The organism is Stenotrophomonas sp. 1337 (assembly GCF_031455455.1).
Classification (GTDB): Bacteria; Pseudomonadota; Gammaproteobacteria; order Xanthomonadales; family Xanthomonadaceae; genus Stenotrophomonas; species Stenotrophomonas indicatrix.
This window is the reverse complement of record NZ_JAVDSR010000011.1, coordinates 37,629-54,351: the sequence shown is the minus strand read 5'-3', so window position 1 is coordinate 54,351 and position 16,723 is coordinate 37,629. Positions and strand designations below refer to the sequence as shown.

Genomic DNA, 16,723 nt, shown 5'->3' with positions numbered 1-16,723 from the left:
AGTAGATCCACGCCACGCGTGGATCAGCGCGGTCTCAGATTTCCCGCGCGATCGCGCGCCAGCCGATGTCGGTGCGGTGGAACTCGTTGTCCCAGGTCACCTTCGCCACGCCCGCGTACGCGTTCGCCTGCGCCTCGCGCACGCTGTCACCCAGTGCTGCCACGCACAGCACGCGGCCACCGGCGCTGAGCACCTGGCCCTGCGCATCCAGCGTCGTTCCTGCATGGAACACCTTGGCCGTTGCCGGCACATCATCCAGGCCGGAGATCACCTCGCCGGTGATCGGCATTTCCGGGTACGGCCTGGCGGCCAGCACCACGCCGAGCGACGGGCGCGGATCCCACTGCGCATCCACCTGGTCCAGGCGGCCATCGATCGCCGCGTCCACCAGGTCGACCAGGTCCGACTGCAGGCGCAGCATCACCGGCTGGGTTTCCGGGTCGCCGAAACGCACGTTGAACTCGATCACCTTCGGCGCGCCGCTGGCATCGATCATCAGGCCGGCGTAGAGGAAACCAGTGAACGGGATGCCGTCGGCGATCATGCCCTGCACGGTCGGGTTCACCACCTCGCGCATCACGCGGGCGTGCACGTCCGGGGTGACCACTGGGGCCGGCGAGTACGCACCCATGCCGCCGGTGTTCGGGCCGGTGTCGCCGTCGCCGACGCGCTTGTGATCCTGCGAGGTGGCCATCGGCAGTGCATGCACGCCATCGACCATTGAAATGAAGCTGGCTTCCTCGCCGTCGAGGAATTCCTCGATCACCACGCGTGCGCCGGCATCGCCGAAGGCGTTGCCCGAGAGCATGTCGCGCACTGCGTCTTCAGCCTCGGCCAGGGTCATGGCCACGATCACGCCCTTGCCGGCGGCCAGGCCATCGGCCTTGACCACGATCGGCGCGCCCTTCTCGCGCAGGTAGGCCAGTGCCGCGTCCACCTCGGTGTGCACCGAATAGAACGCGGTGGGGATGTTGTGGCGTGCCAGGAAATCCTTGGCGTAGGCCTTGCTGCCTTCCAGCTGTGCGGCCGCCGCCGTCGGCCCGAAGATGCGCAGGCCGGCGGCGCGGAAGCGGTCGACCACGCCGGCCACCAGCGGCACTTCCGGGCCGACCACGGTCAGCGCAACGCCTTCGGCCTGGGCCAGGGCGAGCAGGCCATCGATGTCGGTGACCTTCACCGCGACGTTGCGGCACTTGTCTTCGTTGGCGGTGCCGGCATTGCCGGGCGCCACGAGCACTTCAGTGACACGGGAGGACTGGGCCAGCTTCCATGCCAGGGCGTGTTCGCGGCCGCCAGAGCCGATGACAAGTACGTTCATCACGAGATTCCAGATTGCGTGGGAAGGGAAGTTCCAGGTCCCCGGCGGCGCGTGTGCGTCATTCGCAGCCTTCGCGTCGCAGCGATTCGGGGAAGGAGTAGGTCCAGGACTTCGGGTCCAGGGTGAAGCGGTGCTCCTGACGCACCCGCTTGCCGCCGCAGGTGTTGCCGGATTCCTCGATCAGCAGTGGCCAGATGCGCGCACTGCGGTCGCTGTCGTCGAAACGCAGTGCGAAATCGATGCTGAAGCGGCGGGTGCGGCAGTCTTCGGCGGCATCGGGATCGGCGGCCGCATCGACGTTCTCGCATTCGTACTGGGCGTCGTTGTCGATGTGGCTGCGCACGTTGCCGGTGCTGGTCAGGCCTTTCGGGCCCGGCAGCACCAGGGTCTGCGAGAGCAGCGAGAAGCCCTGGCCGAACCAGCCATCCTCGACGCGGAAGCCATAGAAATCGCTGCCGGCGCGGATGATGCTGGCGGTGCCGGGCTGGCCACCACTGCCGAAGCGCTCGCCGGTCAGCTCGCTGGTCACCCCGAAGCCATCGCCCTTGGGCTGCAGCACGAAGAACTCGATCGTTCCCGGGTCGATATGCGCGCCATCGACCAGCGCACCACACACCGCCAGCAGCTGCTGCCAGCTGTCGCCGGTCACCACCGGCTGCTCGGCGCAGACCTGCCAGTCGATCGCGCGCGTTTCATCGTCCTGGGTCCAGCTGCCGCGCCATTGGCCGGAAAGCTTGGCGTCCTTGCCGTAACGCCCGGTCAGGAACGCCTGCAGCCGCGCGGTGCGGCTGACATGCGCTGCCGGTTCGCTGGCGGTGGGCTTTGCCGCATCTGCCTGCGGGGCAGATGCGGGCTCGGCGGCCGGCTTGCAGCCGGCCAGCAGGGTCGTGCCGGCGAAGGCGAGCACGGCAAGCGGTTTCAAAGAGACTGCAGACATCCGTGTCGCTCCAGTAATCAGTGGCGGAAGTGGCGAACGCCGGTGAACACCATGGCCAGGCCATGTTCGTCGGCGGCGGCGATGACTTCAGCATCGCGCATCGAACCGCCCGGCTGGATCACTGCCTTGATGCCGGCGGCGGCAGCGGCATCGATGCCATCGCGGAACGGGAAGAACGCATCGGAGGCCATCACCGACCCTTCGACCACCAGGTTCGCATCGGCCGCCTTGATGCCGGCGATGCGTGCCGAGTAGACGCGGCTCATCTGGCCGGCACCCACGCCGATGGTGCGGTTGTCCTTGGCGTAGACGATCGCATTGGACTTCACGAACTTGGCGACCTTCCAGGCGAACAGCAGGTCGGTGAACTGCTTGTCGGTCGGTGCCAGCTTGCTGACCACCTTCAGTTCGTCGCGGGTCATGCCGCGGTTGTCCGACGACTGCAGCAGCAGGCCGGAGCCCACGCGCTTGTTGTCGAAGTTGTTCAGGCCGTCGCCGTGCGGGATGCGCAGCACGCGCACGTTGGCCTTCTTCTGCGCGTATTCCAGCGCGGCCGGTTCGTAGTCCGGCGCAATCAGGACTTCAACGAACTGGCGGTCCAGGATGACCTGCGCGGTGGCTGCATCGAGCGGCTTGTTGAAGGCGATGATGCCGCCGAAGGCGCTGGTCGGGTCGGTGGCGTAGGCCAGCTCGTAGGCATCGCCGTTGCCGGCGCCAACGGCCACGCCGCACGGGTTGGCATGCTTGACGATGACACAGGCCGGCGCGTCGAACTGACGCACGCATTCCCAGGCTGCATCGGCATCGGCCAGGTTGTTGTAGCTCAGTTCCTTGCCCTGCAGCTGCTGGAAGGTGGCCAGCGTGCCCGGCACCGGATGCAGGTCGCGATAGAACGCGCCGCTCTGGTGCGGGTTTTCGCCGTAGCGCAGGTCCATCACCTTCACGAAGGTGGAATTCATCTGCGCCGGGTATTCGGCGCGCACCGGCACGGCGGCGTCGGTGGCGGTGACGGCCGACAGGTAGTTGCTGATCGCCGCGTCGTACTGGGCAACGCGGTTGAATGCGGCCACCGAGAAGGCGAAACGGGTGCCGGCCGACAGCTGGCCGTCGTTGGCATCCAGCGAGGCCAGCAGTTCGGCGTACTGCGACGGGTCGGTGGCCACCGCCACGCGGGCGAAGTTCTTGGCCGCCGAGCGCAGCATCGCCGGGCCGCCGATGTCGATGTTCTCCACCGCGTCGGCCAGGGTGCAGTCGGCCTTGGCAGTGACCGATTCGAACGGGTACAGGTTCAGCACCAGCAGGTCGATGGCACCGATGCCGTGTTCGGCCATCACCGCGTCGTCCAGGCCGGAGCGGCCCAGCAGGCCGCCATGCACCATGGGATGCAGGGTCTTGACCCGGCCATCCATCATTTCCGGGAAGCCGGTGACCTCGGCGACATCCTTCACGGCCAGGCCCGCATCGCGGATCGCCTTGGCGGTACCGCCGGTGGACAGCAGCTCCACGCCGCGTGCAGCCAGCGCGGTGGCCAGCTCGACCAGGCCGGTCTTGTCGGAAACGGAGAGGAGGGCCCGGCGGACGGGCAACAGATCAGCAGTCATGGGGACAGGGCAATCGGCAGCGGAGCGGGGCCGATATTGTAGGCGGTGGGGGCCGGTGGCGGGCGCTGGTGGGGGAAATTGGCCGGTGCAGACTCCCGTCCTGGTCCGCTCGACAGCACCTGCATGGGCCGGCATTGGGCGCAATTCGATACGTGGCGCTGTCGCAATCAGGTAGGCTGTGCCCGCACTGCCAAGGATTAGCGGGTTCAGATCGTGTCGATCTATGCATTGAAAGGACGTTTCCAAGACCTGCTGCGTCCGGCCGTACACGGCCTGTACCGCGTGGGGATCACCGCCAACACGGTGACCGTGGCTGCGGCCGTGGTCTCGCTGCTGGTGGCCGCTGCGGTGTGGTGCTGCGCTCCCACCCAGCCGCTGCTGTATCTGGCCCTGCCGCTGTGGATGCTGCTGCGCATGGCCCTCAACGCCGTCGACGGCATGCTGGCCCGCGAATTCGGCCAGCAATCGCGGCTGGGCGCCTATCTGAACGAGTTGTGCGATGTGATCGCCGACGCGGCGCTGTACCTGAGCCTGCTCAGCGTACCGGGCGTGCGCCCCGAGGCACTGTGGCTGCTGGCCTGGGCCGCCGCGCTGAGCGAGTACGCCGGCGTGCTGGGCCTGATGGTCGGCGCCAGCCGCCGCTATGACGGCCCGATGGGCAAGAGCGACCGTGCGTTCGTGATCGGCGTGCTGGGCCTGCTGCTGGCGTTTGGCTGGGCAGGCGCGACCGTGGTCAGCGCGGTCGCCGCACTGGCCGCACTGCTGTGTGGGGTGACGGTGGTCCGTCGCGTACGCCAGGGATTGAAGGAAGCCGCGGCGATATCGCAGCGGTAAGCACAACACGATTACACGCCCTATCCATACGGAGATTGCATGCGTCAGGCGCAGGAACGGGAATTCCACAGCTTCGACCAGGTACCGCTGTTCTACCGGTACTGGCCGAGCACCACGGCAACCACGCCGGCCAAGGCCATCGTGCTGCTGCATCGCGGCCATGAACACTCCGGCCGGGTCACCCATCTGGTCGACGAGCTGGACCTGCCCGACACCGCGTTCTTCGCGTGGGATGCGCGCGGCAATGGTCGCTCGCCCGGCACGCGCGGCGACGCACCGGGCTTCCCGGCGCTGGTGCGCGACCTGGACAGCTTCATCGCCCACATCAGTGCCGAGCATGGCATCGCGGTGGAGGACATCGTGGTGATCGCGCAGAGCGTGGGCGCGGTGGTTGCCGCCACCTGGGTGCATGACTATGCGCCGCGGCTGCGCGCGCTGGTGATGGCTTCGCCGGCATTCAAGGTGAAGCTGTACGTGCCGTTCGCACGCGCTGGACTGGCGCTGATGCAGAAACTGCGCGGCAACTTCTTCGTCAACAGCTACGTCAAGCCGCAGTGGCTGACCCACGACCCGGCACGGGTGGAAAGCTACCGCACCGATCCGCTGATCACCCGGCCGATCTCGGTGCGCGTGCTGCTGGGCCTGTACGAAGCGGCCGACCGCATCGTGGCCGACGCGCAGGCGATCAGCGTGCCGGTGCAGTTGCTGGTATCGGGCTCGGACTTCGTGGTGCATCGCGGCCCGCAGGACCGCTTCTACGAACGCCTGTCCAGCCCGATCAAGGAGCGCGTGCACCTGCCGGGCTTCTTCCACGACACCCTCGGCGAGCGTGACCGTGCACCGGCGCTGGCGCGTATCCGCAGCTTCATCCAGGCACGCTTTGCCGAACCGCTGCAGGAGCTGTCGCGGCGCGATGCGCATCGGCATGGCCCGACCTTCGAGGAATCGGAGATCCTGTCGTGGCCACCGGAGCGCAACAGCCTGGCCGACCTGCGTTGGCGCGTGGTGCGCGGTGGCCTGCGTTTCGGCGGCACGCTGTCGGAGGGCATCGCGCTGGGCCTGCAGACCGGTTTCGACTCGGGCAGCACGCTGGACTACATCTACCGTGATGAGGCGCGGGGCAAGGGCCCGCTGGGCCGGATGGTCGACCGCAACTATCTGGATGCGATCGGTTGGCGCGGCATCCGCGTGCGCGGCAAGCACCTGCAGGAACTGCTGCGCGATGCCGCCCAGCGACTGCGCGGGCAGGGCGCTCCGGTGCGCGTGCTGGACGTGGCGGCCGGCCATGGCCGTTACGTGCTGGAAGCACTCGGCCAGGGCGAACAGCGTGCCGACCGCATCGTGCTGCGCGATTTCAGCGAGCTGAACGTAACGCAGGGCAAGGCCTTGATCGAGCGCCTCGGCGCGGCCGACATCGCCCGCTTCGAACAGGGCGATGCGTTCGATCCGGCGCAGCTGGCAGCAGTGGAACCGGCGCCGACGCTGGCGGTGGTGTCCGGCCTCTACGAACTGTTCCCCGACAACGATGCGGTGCTGCGTTCACTGCAGGGCATCGCTGCGACGGTGCCGGTGGGCGGTTACCTGGCCTATACCGGGCAGCCGTGGCATCCGCAGCTGGAGTTCATCGCGCGTGCGTTGACCAGCCATCGTGGTGGCGCGGCGTGGGTGATGCGCCGCCGTACCCAGCACGAGATGGACGAACTGGTGCGCCTGGCCGGCTTCCAGAAGGTGGCCCAGCGCATCGATGACTTCGGCATCTTCACCGTATCGCTGGCACGACGGATCGCGTGATGGCGACGCTGGCGGCAACCGCATCATCCAGCGAGGCGCGCCCCTGGCGGCGCGCCCTGCTGTGGCTGGCCCTGCTCGGTCCGTTCTTCTTCGCCAGCTATGGCTTCGCCAACTGGATGGCCGGCCGCCATGCCCAGCTGCCGGTGATGGCATTTGCCTGGGAGGCGCGGATTCCGTTCGTGCCGTGGACGATCGTGCCGTACTGGTCGATCGACCTGTTCTATGCGATCTCGTTCTTCCTGTGCCGGCGCCGGCTGGAGTTGGACCGGCACGCGCTGCGCCTGCTCAGCGCGCAGGTGATCGCGGTGGCGTGCTTCCTGTTGTGGCCGTTGCGCTTCAGCTTCGAACGGCCGGAAATCGGCGGTGTGTTCGGCTGGTTGTTCGACGTGCTGCTGGGCTTCGACAAGCCATTCAACCAGGCGCCGTCGCTGCATATCGTGCTGCTGATCGTGCTGTGGGTGAAGTTCGCGCAGTACCTGCACGGGGTCTGGCGGCTGGTGCTGCATGTGTGGGCGCTGCTGATCGGCATTTCGGTGCTGACCACGTTCCAGCATCACTTCATCGACATTCCCACCGGGCTGCTGGCCGGCTGGTTGTGCGTGTGGCTGTGGCCAGAGCAGGGCACGCCGCCGTTGCGCGCCTGGCAGGCTGCCGGTGACCCGAAGCGTTGGCGGCTGGCCGCGTTGTATGTGTTGGGTGCCGGCCTGCTGCTGGTGCCGGTGGTGATGCTGCGCGGCACCGCATTGTGGCTGCTGTGGCCCGTGGTGTCGTTGCTGCTGGTGTCGCTGGCCTATGCCGGGCTGGGCACAGCGGTGTTCCAGAAGCGCGCCGATGGCCGGTTGACGATGGCCGCGCGCTGGCTGCTGGCACCGTACCTGGGGGCGGCGTGGATCAACTCGCGGTTGTGGACGCGCCGCGCGCCGCAGCCGGTGCCGGTCGTCGACGCTGTCTGGCTGGGTCGCCTGCCAGGTACCGCACTGCCGGCACCGCTGGTGGGCGTGGTCGACACCTGTGCGGAGCTGTCCTGCCGCGCGCCGGGAGCAGCGTACGCCAGCGTGCCGATGCTGGACCTGGTGGTGCCTTCAGCGGCGCAGCTGCGCGCCGCGGCAGATGCCATTGAACGCCTGCGCGGCCATGGCCCCGTCCTGGTCTGCTGTGTGCTGGGGTACTCACGTAGCGCGGCCAGCGTGGCGACCTGGTTGCTGCGCACCGGCCGTGCGCGCGATGTGGCCGACGCGGTGTCGATCGTGCGTGGCGCGCGGCCGTCGATCGTGCTGCATGACGTTCATCTACAGGTGATCGCGGCCGCTGCCGCGCAGGAGACCATTGCATGAGCGCCGTGCCCGATCTGCCGATGATGCATCTGCTGCTGCGGCAGGGGCGAGTGCCTGCCGCGTTGTCGCTGGGCCTGCTGCTGGTGGCCCTGTTGTTGCTGGGCATCGAGCCTGGGCTGGCGATGTTCGCCGCTGGCCTGCTGCTGCTGAGCCTGGTTGCAGGTGTTGCGCAGGCGTGCTACGCGGTGCGGGTGCAGTTGGACGCCAGCCTGCTGCGCCTGCTGCAGCAGGAGGGCCTGCAGGATGAAGTCGCGGCACAACGCGTGGACCAGGCGCTGCACAACGCTGGCCTGCGCAGGCTGGACGCAGCGGCGCCGACGCGTGGCTGGGATGCGCGCTGGACCGGCATGCGGCGGCTGCTGATGCGCCAGTATGCCGCCACGCTGCTGCAGTTCGCTGCCCTGCTGCTGGCCGTGCTGTGGCCGCAGACCTGACCGGAGGTGCCGATGTTCGCTGAACTGATCGCCCGCGCCTGCAGCGCGGCCATCCATGTAGTGACCGGCGCACGCGCGCTGTGGGTTGGCTGCGCGCCGTCCAGCGAGCACCGCGTGTACTACGGCAACCATGCCAGTCATGGTGATTTCGTGCTGATCTGGTCGTCGATGCCGCCGGCGCTGCGGCGCCAGGTGCGGCCGGTCGCCGCCGCCGAGTACTGGCAGCGCGACGGTCTGCGTCGTTACCTGATCGACGCGGTATTCAATGGCGTGCTGGTGGAGCGCGAGGCCGGCAACCGCCATCAGGATCCGCTGCAGGTGCTGCGTGACGCGGTGGACGAGGGCTGTTCGTTGATCCTGTTTCCGGAAGGCACGCGCAACATCGGTGATGAGCCGCTGCTGCCGTTCAAGAGCGGCATCTACCACCTGGCCCGGCAACGCCCGGAGCTGGAGTTCGTGCCGGTGTGGATCGACAACCTCAAGCGTGTGATGCCGAAAGGGCGTTTCCTGCCGCTGCCGTTGCTGTGCACGGCAACCTTCGGTACGCCGCTGCGGCTGCAGGCCGATGAGGACAAGGCGGCGTTCCTGGCACGCAGCCGGCAGGCGCTGCTGGCCCTGGCCCCGAACGGAGGCCGTGCATGAGCTTCATGATCGATGTGTCCGGTGATCTTGCCGCACGCAGCGTGGGCCAGCAGACAGGGCTGCTGTTCGCGGGCGTAGGTGCCGTGCTGGTGCTGGCCACGCTGGTGTCCGAAACCCTGCGCTGGCGCCAGCGTGGACAGCCCAACGCGGTGATCGCCAACCTGGTCTCGCGCATCCGCGCGTGGTGGGTGATGGCCATCGTGGTCGGGCTGGCGCTGTTCTTCGGGCGCGCCGGAGTGATCGTGCTGTTCGCCATCATCTCGCTGTTCGCACTGCGCGAATTCATCACCCTGGCGCCAACACGATCAGGTGACTACTACGCGTTGCTGGCCGCGTTCTACATCGTGCTGCCGTGGCAGTACTACCTGGTGTGGATCGACTGGTATGGCATGTACACGCTGTTGATCCCGGTGTACGCGTTCCTGTTCCTGCCGATCCTGGCCACCATCGGTGGTGACACCACCCACTACCTGGAGCGCACGTCGAAGGTGCAGTGGGGCCTGATGATCTGCGTGTTCTGCATCTCGCACGTGCCGCTGCTGCTGAACCTGCGCGTGCCGGGCTACGATCCGGCGCGCAACGTGCTGCTGTTCGCCTTCCTGGTGATCGTGGTGCAGTCGTCGGACGTGCTGCAGTACATCTGGGGCAAGCTGCTGGGCAAGCACCTGATCGCACCGAAGCTGTCGCCGTCGAAGACGGTGGAAGGCTTCGTCGGCGGCGTGCTCTGTGCCAGCGCGTTGGGCGCCGCGCTCTGGTGGATCACCCCGTTCACGCCGCTGCAGGCGTTCGGCCTGTCGCTGCTGATCAACCTGATGGGGTTCTGGGGCGGCCTGGTGATGTCGGCGATCAAGCGCGACCGCGGCATCAAGGACTGGGGCAACATGATCGAGGGCCATGGCGGCATGCTCGATCGTCTGGATTCAGTGTGCTTCGCCGCCCCGGTGTTCTTCCACGTGGTGCGTTACTACTGGAAGGCGGGTGGTGGCGGTTGAGCTGCGGGGGAGATTCATCCACGCATGGCGTGGATCTACCGGAGCCGGTAGTGCCGGCCGCTGGCCGGCAATCCCATGAATGATGACAGTGTGTTGCGGTTGCCGGCCAGCGGCCGGCACTACCCATGCTGCGCTTACGCGCTGATGCCGTATTCCTTCAGCTTCTTGCGCAGGGTGGCGCGGTGGATGCCCAGCATCGCCGCTGCGCGGCTCTGGTTGCCTTCGCAGTGGTTGAGCACTTCCACGAACAGCGGAATCTCCATCTCGCGCAGTACGATCTCGTAGACATCGTCCGCATCGCAGCCATCGAGGTCGCGCAGGTAACGGCGCACGGACTGGGCCACATGTTCGCGCAGCGGTGGCCGGGCAGCGCCACGACTGTTGTCAGGACGAGAAAGGACAGCGTTCAAGGGGGTTCCCGATCTGGTTGGTCCATGCACGCGGGGCGCCGGACCGGATGAGGTGATGGCGGTCAGTCTAGCGCGAGCGTGCCCGACCTGCCACGGCCGGACGGTCAGGCCCAGGTCAAAGGAACTCGAAGGTGAATGCGACCGTGGATGCGGCAGGCTCCTGCACGCGGAAGGCGATGCGTGCGCTTTGACCCGGTTCCAGAGGGGCCGCACCCGGGTTTTCGCCGAGGTACTGCGCTGGTGCGAACACGCCGGTGCCGATCACACGACCATCGGCATCGGACAGCGACAGGCGCAGGTCCGGCCAGGCCTGCGGCCAGCGCGCGTCGTTGCGGATGCTGGCCTGGATCTGCAGCACGCCGGGCTGGGCCGGCAACGGGCGGATTTCACGGCTGGTCATGGTCAATGCAGTGGGCTCGCGCCAGGCGGGCAGCTCGCAGCGCAGCACGCTGCACAGCGCACCGATCCACGGCCGGGTACCGGCATCGGCGGCCAGCCGTGCACGGTCGGCAAGCACGCTCTGCAGCAACAGCAGCAGCGCCAGCGCGGCCACCAGCAGCCAATGCCAGCGAGGGGTGGGCAGCGCCCGCGGGCGCACGCCAAGGAAGCTGGGCGCATCGGCGGCGGTGGCAACGATGCCGGGTTTGGCGGTGAAGTCCGGCTCGATGATTGGATCAGCGGCGGCCAGCGGTTCTGTTTCGGTTGCCGCCACGATGTCCGTTGCCGGGTCGATGTCCTCGATCACCGGCGCTGCATCGGTCGGCGCCGGTTCGCGCGGTTCGGTGGCTTCAGGCGTGGCATCGCGTCCCGGCGCGGTGCGCAGGAACGTGGCCAGGGGGCGGCGCGGTGGGTTCGGCTCGGACATGCTCAGGGCGCGGGCTCGGATCCAGCGGTCATTCAACCACGATCAGGCGCGGCGTACGCCGGTGATGCGCATCCAGTCGCCATCCTGGGTGGCCTGCAGGTCGTCGAACCAGGCCGCATAGCGCTGCAGCAGTTCGTCTTCCTGGCCATGCAGGATGCCCGACAGGGCGATGCGACCACCGCTGGCGACACGGGCGGCCAGCAGTTCGGCCAGTGCATCCAGCGCGGAGGCCAGGATGTTGGCGACCACGATCGGGTAGGTGGCGACCGGTTCGTCCTGCGGCAGGTACACCTGCATGCGTGCCTGTTCGCCGTTGCGTTCGGCATTGTCGGCGGTGGCGATCAACGCCTGCGGGTCGTTGTCCACGCCAATGGCCTGGGCGGCACCGAGCTTCAGTGCGGCCAGGGCGAGAATGCCCGAACCACAGCCGAAGTCGAGCACGCGCTGGCCCTGCAGCTGGCCATCAACGGCCAACTGGTCCAGCCAGCGCAGGCACAGCGCGGTGGTCGGGTGGGTGCCCGAGCCGAAGGCCAGGCCCGGGTCGAGGCGCACGATGGCGGCGTTGGTGGCCTGCGCGGCTTCCGGCAGCTCGTGGTTCCACGGCACGATCCAGGTACGGCTGCCGAAGTCCATCGGCTGGAACTGGTCCAGCCACGCGCGCTCCCAGTCTTCGTCTTCCACGGCGCGGAAGCTGCCGTTGCTCCAGTCCAGCTCCGGATCGAAGGCTTCCAGCGCGGCCAGCAGCAGCAAGGCATTGCTGTCGGCCGGGAACAGCGCGCTGAGCACCAAGGTGTCCCACAGCGGGGTCTCACCCACGCCGGGTTCGAGGATGGCCTGTTCGTTGCTGGTGTCGGCTTCGGCATCAAGCAGGGTCACCGCCAGCGCGCCCACATCCTCCAGCGCATTCTCATATCGGGGCTGGGTGGCTTCGGTACAACGCAGGGTCAGTTCCAGGAACGGCATGGCGGTGAGGGCAATCGCGGGAAAGGGGGCCATGCTAGACCATCAGGGCGTCTCCGTATGCCTTGAGATGAACGAAGCCGGTTCAGACAGGCCTCACGGGCCTTGCTAAACTCGGCGCTTTCCTGTGCGCCGTACCAGCGAACGTTGCCGATGGCTTTCGCCCCGACCCTGAAAACCTGGTTGCTCGTCCTGCCGGCCGTGGCCGTGCTGGGCGTGGCCGGCTATCGGGCCAATGGGCACAGCCGGGACATGGACGCGCGCGTCGATGCGCCGCTGGCTGCCCCGGCCGGCGATGTGCAGGGGGCGTTGGCACCGGTGATGCCCGAAGCGCTGGCACGCCGCCTCGCTGCGTTCGAACCCGGCACCGCGCTGCCTTCGGGCCTGCCGCTGGATATCCGCGCCGACATCGAAAGTGCCACCGATCTGTACGCCTACGCGCAGCGCCTGCGCGTGCAGGCCGACCAGGGCAACCACGAGGCGCGCTGGATGCTCAGCCGGGTCTACGACTACTGCGCGCAGTACGCCGTTGACCCGGGTGGCTACCGGCTGGACAACAACGTGCTGTCCGGCCTTGGCCTGAGTGCTGCACCGGAGATGGTGGAGGCGCGCGAACGGGTGGCGCAGCGCTGCGGTGGCTTCGTGCCCGGCGACAAGCTGGGGCCGGCACTGGTGCTCGGTGAGCGTCGTCGTGCGGCCCAGCAGGGCAACCTCGCTGCCGAAGCGGCGCTGTTTGCCGAAGGTGAGCCACTGCAGGACAGCGAGCAGTACCGCCGCGACCTGGTTGAACGCGTACGTACCTCGCGCGATCCGGAGGCGTACATGGCGATCGCGCCGGGCATGGGATTGCGTGCGGCGGGCGACAAGGCATTGACCGGCATGGTGGCCGGTGAACAGCTGAGTGAACTGGCATGGCGGGTTGCGGCCTGCGAACTCGGTCTTCCCTGTGGAGCCGACAGCGTGCTGGTCAACAGTTTTTGCGCGAATGGAGGGATCTGTTCGCCGGATGGGACGCAGGACTTCCGTGAATTTGTGTATGACGCCGCGGTTTCGCGGCAAGGTGCGGGGAAAATGAAGGAATGGATCAAGCGATTGATTGGCACGAGGGACGGGCGATGAACTACCGTCGATTCCTGCATGGGGCCAAGTTCTGGTTCTGGGTGGTGTTGTTCGTGGCCTATTCGGCCGGTGCGGTAGGCCTGCTGATGATCGACACCTACGAGGACCGCTACCGGCGTCTATCGAAGGTGGAGCTGACCTCGGTGAAGACACAGGAAGACGTGCGTCGTGCCGGTGCCAGCCAGGTTGCCGCCGTTTACCGTGCGCAGAGCGGCGTGCCGTTCTCGTCGTTGCCGGCCGGCAGCACCTTCCAGGTGGTGTGGCCCGATGGGTCCAGCGAGACCATGGTGATCGTCGATCCGACCTCGCCGAACGGCGTGCGTCCACTGGCGAACTCGCAGATTCCCGCGACCGCGGCCGACGCGCGCTGACGCCACGCCGGTAGCGCCGGGCCATGCCCGGCGGGTGGGCGGTGGCGATGGAAGGCCGCCGGGCATGGCCCGACGCTACCGTAAAAACGCAAAAAGGGCGGGGAAATCCCCGCCCTTTTCATGTGCAGCGACTGCAGTTGCCGATCAGGTCAACGCGATCGGCTTGCTCTTGCGCTCGGCAAGGCGCTTTTCCAGGTAATGGATGTTCTGGCCACCGGCCTGGAAGCCCTTGTCACGCATGATCCGCTGCTGCAGGGCGATGTTGGTCTTGATGCCATCGACCACCATCTCGCTCAGCGCCACCCGCATGCGGGCAATGGCGGTCTCGCGGTCCGGACCGTGCACGATCAGCTTGCCGATCATCGAGTCGTAGTTCGACGGCACGCGGTAGCCACTGTAGATGTGGGTATCGACGCGCACGCCGGGACCACCCGGTGCGTGGAAGCCGGTGATGGTGCCCGGGCTCGGTACGAAGGTTTCTGCGTCTTCGGCATTGATGCGGCACTCGATCGCGTGACCGGTCAGCACCACATCGCTCTGCTTGATCGACAGCTTCTGGCCGGCAGCGATCTTCAGCTGTTCGGCGACCAGGTCGATACCGGTGACCATCTCGGTGACCGGATGCTCCACCTGGATGCGGGTGTTCATTTCGATGAAGTAGAAACGGCCGTCTTCATACAGGAACTCGAAGGTACCGGCGCCGCGGTAGCCGATGCGGATGCAGGCTTCCACGCACACCTTGCCGATCTGCTCGCGCTGCTCGGCGGTGATGCCAGGTGCCGGTGCTTCCTCGACCACCTTCTGGTGACGACGCTGCATCGAGCAGTCGCGCTCGCCGAGGTGGATGGCGTTGCCCTGGCCGTCGGCCAGCACCTGGATCTCCACGTGGCGCGGGTTCTCCAGGAACTTCTCCATGTAGACCTCGCCATTGCCGAACGCGGCCTTGGCCTCGCTCTTGGTGGTTTCAATGGAGGTCTTCAGGGAAGCTTCGGCGTGCACCACGCGCATGCCGCGGCCACCGCCGCCGCCGGCCGCCTTGATGATGACCGGGTAGCCGATCTCACGGGCGATCTTGGTGTTGGCGACGATGTCGTCGCCCAGCGGGCCGCCCGAACCGGGCACGCACGGCACACCGGCCGACTTCATGGCACGGATCGCTTCGACCTTGTCGCCCATCAGGCGGATGGTGTCTGCCTTCGGGCCGATGAAGATGAAGCCGGACTCTTCCACGCGCTCGGCGAAGTTGGCGTTCTCGGACAGGAAGCCATAACCGGGGTGGATGGCCTGGGCGTCGGTGACCTCGGCCGCGGCGATCAACGCCGGGATGTTGAGGTAGCTTTCCGCCGACGCCGCCGGGCCGATGCAGACCGATTCATCGGCCATGGCCACGTGCTTGAGATTGCGGTCGACCGTGGAGTGCACGGCCACCGTGCGGATGCCCAGGGTGTTGCACGCGCGCAGGATGCGCAGCGCGATTTCCCCTCGGTTGGCGATGACGACTTTGTCGAGCATGGCAGCCGCCCCTTAGCCGATCACGAACAGCGGCTGGTCGAATTCCACCGGCTGGCCGTTCTCGCCGAGGATGGCGACGATGGTGCCCGACGCATCGGCTTCGATCGGGTTGAACATCTTCATCGCTTCGATGATGGCCAGGGTCTCGCCGGCCTTGACCTGCTGGCCGATGCTGACGAACGCCGGCTTGTCCGGTGCGGACGAGGCGTAGAAGGTGCCGACCATCGGCGAGCGCAGCACGTGGCCTTCCGGCAGCGCGTTGCCCGGCTTGGCGGTGCCGCCGGTGGAGGCTTCGGTCGGCGATTGCATCGGCATCGCCGGGGTGGCCGGCTGGGCGGCGGCCGGAGCGGCCATCATCATCTGCGGCGGGGCCTGCATCATGCCGTAGCCGGACACCGGAGCGCGCGACAGGCGCACCGACTCTTCGCCTTCCTTGATTTCGATTTCAGCCAGGTTCGACTCTTCCAGCAGGTCGATCAGCTTCTTGATTTTGCGGAGATCCATGGTGGCCTCTTTGCTCTTTGATGTCAGTGTGGTGGGAAGCGCGTTGCGCTCGGGTCAAAGCAGTTCGTAGAAGTCGCGCAGCTGCCGGGTACGGTCGCGCGCGAGGGTGATCAGGCAGCGCATCTGTGCGCCATTGCGCGCGGTGCCGTCGGAATTGAGGGCGTACACCGCTTGGCAGTCGTGGTCGCGCAGCTGCATCCATGCGCGCTGGGCCAGCACCAGTTCCTGTTCGGCGTTGCCGCAGTAGCTGCAGGTGCCGCCGCTGGCCGGCGTGCGCAGCTGCCTGCGTGCCTGGGCGTAGACGGTGTTGAGTTCAACGTCGGCGGCCGCTGCCACGTCCGAGGCGCACAGGTCGCTCTCCATCGTGGTGGTCGGATGCGCGCAGTCGATGCCCTCGTCCTTGCGGTCGAACGCGCTGGCAGCGCCGCACAGGCCGGCCCACAGCACAACGCTGGCGAGGACGCGCGACAGGTTCATGATGCGGCGGCGGCCTGCACGCGCGCCAATGCCGCGTCCATCGCATAGCGGTAGCTGTCGGCACCGAAGCCACACACCACGCCCACCGCCTTGTCGCTGAAATAGCTGTGCTGGCGGAAGGGCTCGCGGGTATGCGGGTTGGACAGGTGGATCTCGATGAACGGCACCGCCACCGCCGCCAGCGCATCGCGCAGGGCAACCGAGGTATGGGTGAAGGCGGCCGGGTTGATCAGGATGAAGGCCGTTCCGTCGGTGCGTGCGGCCTGTACACGATCCACCAGGACGTGCTCGGCGTTGGACTGCAGGCTCTCCAGCGCATGACCTGCGGCAGCGGCCTGGGCGGCCAGCGCCTGGTCGATGTCGGCCAGCGTGGTGTGGCCGTAGACCTCCGGCTCGCGGCTGCCGAGCAGGTTGAGGTTGGGGCCATGCAGGACCAGCAGCTTCGCCATGGGATCCGATTGACGGGAAAGGGCGGCAGTCTGGCGGAAGCTGAGGATGCTGTCCAGTTCGGCGAAATTAGTGGTGTTTAAAGCGATCGTTTGAAAAGGCCGTGCGCCGCATGTCTGCTCACTATAGACAGTGGAAATTGCGCGTGCCGGCCATCCCCCCTGCCGGAAGACTG

18 protein-coding genes are annotated in these 16,723 nt (G+C 67.2%); 8 read left to right on the top strand and 10 right to left on the bottom strand.

Going from position 1 to position 16,723, the window contains the following annotated elements; translation table 11 throughout:
• Positions 1-34: 34 nt before the first annotated feature.
• From purD to purH, 3 genes are read right to left on the bottom strand one after another with little or no spacing between them, the layout of a single operon-like run.
• On the bottom strand, positions 35-1,318 hold the full coding sequence (gene purD, locus J2X70_RS15380; protein WP_309911096.1) for a phosphoribosylamine--glycine ligase: 1,284 nt from the start codon (positions 1,316-1,318) through the stop codon (positions 35-37).
• Positions 1,319-1,376: 58 nt separating this feature from the next.
• Entirely contained in the window at positions 1,377-2,255 is an 879-nt protein-coding gene (locus J2X70_RS15375; RefSeq protein WP_309911094.1) for a hypothetical protein, read from the bottom strand.
• A gap of 17 nt (positions 2,256-2,272) precedes the next feature.
• On the bottom strand, positions 2,273-3,856 hold the full coding sequence (purH, locus tag J2X70_RS15370; RefSeq protein WP_025878616.1) for a bifunctional phosphoribosylaminoimidazolecarboxamide formyltransferase/IMP cyclohydrolase: 1,584 nt from the start codon (positions 3,854-3,856) through the stop codon (positions 2,273-2,275).
• A gap of 213 nt (positions 3,857-4,069) precedes the next feature.
• Between purH and J2X70_RS15365 the strand changes: the two genes are divergently transcribed.
• Genes J2X70_RS15365 through J2X70_RS15340 form a run of 6 tightly spaced genes read left to right on the top strand, consistent with a single transcriptional unit; the run spans position 4,070 to position 9,883 of the window.
• Positions 4,070-4,690, top strand: a complete 621-nt coding sequence (locus tag J2X70_RS15365) for a CDP-alcohol phosphatidyltransferase family protein (RefSeq protein WP_033832378.1) — start codon at positions 4,070-4,072, stop codon at positions 4,688-4,690.
• 39 nt (positions 4,691-4,729) lie between these two features.
• The gene (locus tag J2X70_RS15360) at positions 4,730-6,481 is read left to right on the top strand and encodes a bifunctional alpha/beta hydrolase/class I SAM-dependent methyltransferase (protein ID WP_099785600.1); all 1,752 of its coding nucleotides are present in this window, start codon (positions 4,730-4,732) and stop codon (positions 6,479-6,481) included.
• Positions 6,481-7,815 carry a phosphatase PAP2/dual specificity phosphatase family protein gene (locus J2X70_RS15355; RefSeq protein WP_309911090.1) on the top strand — a complete coding sequence of 445 codons (1,335 nt, stop codon included), beginning with the start codon at positions 6,481-6,483 and terminating at the stop codon, positions 7,813-7,815. Before J2X70_RS15360 ends, J2X70_RS15355 begins: the two co-directional genes overlap by 1 nt.
• Complete coding sequence (locus tag J2X70_RS15350) at positions 7,812-8,249, top strand: hypothetical protein (protein ID WP_309911088.1); 438 nt, start codon at positions 7,812-7,814, stop codon at positions 8,247-8,249. The genes J2X70_RS15355 and J2X70_RS15350 overlap by 4 nt, the downstream gene beginning before the upstream one ends.
• Before the next feature lie 12 nt (positions 8,250-8,261).
• A complete protein-coding gene (locus J2X70_RS15345) occupies positions 8,262-8,891 on the top strand; it encodes a lysophospholipid acyltransferase family protein (protein ID WP_025878621.1) in 630 nt (209 codons plus the stop codon).
• Positions 8,888-9,883, top strand: a complete 996-nt coding sequence (locus tag J2X70_RS15340; protein WP_309911086.1) for a phosphatidate cytidylyltransferase — start codon at positions 8,888-8,890, stop codon at positions 9,881-9,883. Before J2X70_RS15345 ends, J2X70_RS15340 begins: the two co-directional genes overlap by 4 nt.
• Before the next feature lie 134 nt (positions 9,884-10,017).
• On the opposite strand, the gene fis is transcribed toward J2X70_RS15340, so the two are convergent.
• The 3 genes from fis to prmA all read right to left on the bottom strand — a co-directional run bounded on the left by fis (position 10,018) and on the right by prmA (position 12,121).
• Complete coding sequence (fis, locus tag J2X70_RS15335; RefSeq protein ID WP_006397198.1) at positions 10,018-10,293, bottom strand: DNA-binding transcriptional regulator Fis; 276 nt, start codon at positions 10,291-10,293, stop codon at positions 10,018-10,020.
• A 115-nt stretch (positions 10,294-10,408) separates the two neighbouring features.
• The gene (locus J2X70_RS15330) at positions 10,409-11,158 is read right to left on the bottom strand and encodes a DUF3426 domain-containing protein (RefSeq protein WP_033832371.1); all 750 of its coding nucleotides are present in this window, start codon (positions 11,156-11,158) and stop codon (positions 10,409-10,411) included.
• Between the two features lie 42 nt (positions 11,159-11,200).
• On the bottom strand, positions 11,201-12,121 hold the full coding sequence (gene prmA, locus J2X70_RS15325; RefSeq protein ID WP_309911164.1) for a 50S ribosomal protein L11 methyltransferase: 921 nt from the start codon (positions 12,119-12,121) through the stop codon (positions 11,201-11,203).
• 150 nt (positions 12,122-12,271) lie between these two features.
• Here prmA and J2X70_RS15320 point away from each other — a divergent pair, with 150 nt between their 5' ends.
• Together J2X70_RS15320 and J2X70_RS15315 are read left to right on the top strand one after the other, a co-directional pair.
• On the top strand, positions 12,272-13,237 hold the full coding sequence (locus tag J2X70_RS15320; RefSeq protein ID WP_301866952.1) for a hypothetical protein: 966 nt from the start codon (positions 12,272-12,274) through the stop codon (positions 13,235-13,237).
• A complete protein-coding gene (locus J2X70_RS15315; protein ID WP_025878626.1) occupies positions 13,234-13,608 on the top strand; it encodes a hypothetical protein in 375 nt (124 codons plus the stop codon). Before J2X70_RS15320 ends, J2X70_RS15315 begins: the two co-directional genes overlap by 4 nt.
• 144 nt (positions 13,609-13,752) lie before the next feature.
• On the opposite strand, the gene accC is transcribed toward J2X70_RS15315, so the two are convergent.
• The 4 genes from accC to aroQ are packed head-to-tail and all read right to left on the bottom strand — an operon-like array spanning position 13,753 to position 16,550.
• Positions 13,753-15,120 carry an acetyl-CoA carboxylase biotin carboxylase subunit gene (gene accC, locus J2X70_RS15310; RefSeq protein WP_025878627.1) on the bottom strand — a complete coding sequence of 456 codons (1,368 nt, stop codon included), beginning with the start codon at positions 15,118-15,120 and terminating at the stop codon, positions 13,753-13,755.
• Between the two features lie 12 nt (positions 15,121-15,132).
• Positions 15,133-15,624, bottom strand: coding sequence for an acetyl-CoA carboxylase biotin carboxyl carrier protein (accB, locus tag J2X70_RS15305; RefSeq protein ID WP_025878628.1), 492 nt, complete (start codon positions 15,622-15,624; stop codon positions 15,133-15,135).
• A gap of 54 nt (positions 15,625-15,678) precedes the next feature.
• Positions 15,679-16,101 (bottom strand): lysozyme inhibitor LprI family protein, encoded by a 423-nt coding sequence (locus tag J2X70_RS15300; RefSeq protein WP_025878629.1) that lies wholly within the window; start codon positions 16,099-16,101, stop codon positions 15,679-15,681.
• Positions 16,098-16,550: a type II 3-dehydroquinate dehydratase gene (gene aroQ / locus J2X70_RS15295; protein ID WP_025878630.1), complete on the bottom strand. Its 453-nt coding sequence runs from the start codon at positions 16,548-16,550 to the stop codon at positions 16,098-16,100. Before aroQ ends, J2X70_RS15300 begins: the two co-directional genes overlap by 4 nt.
• Between the last annotated feature and the right edge of the window lie 173 nt (positions 16,551-16,723).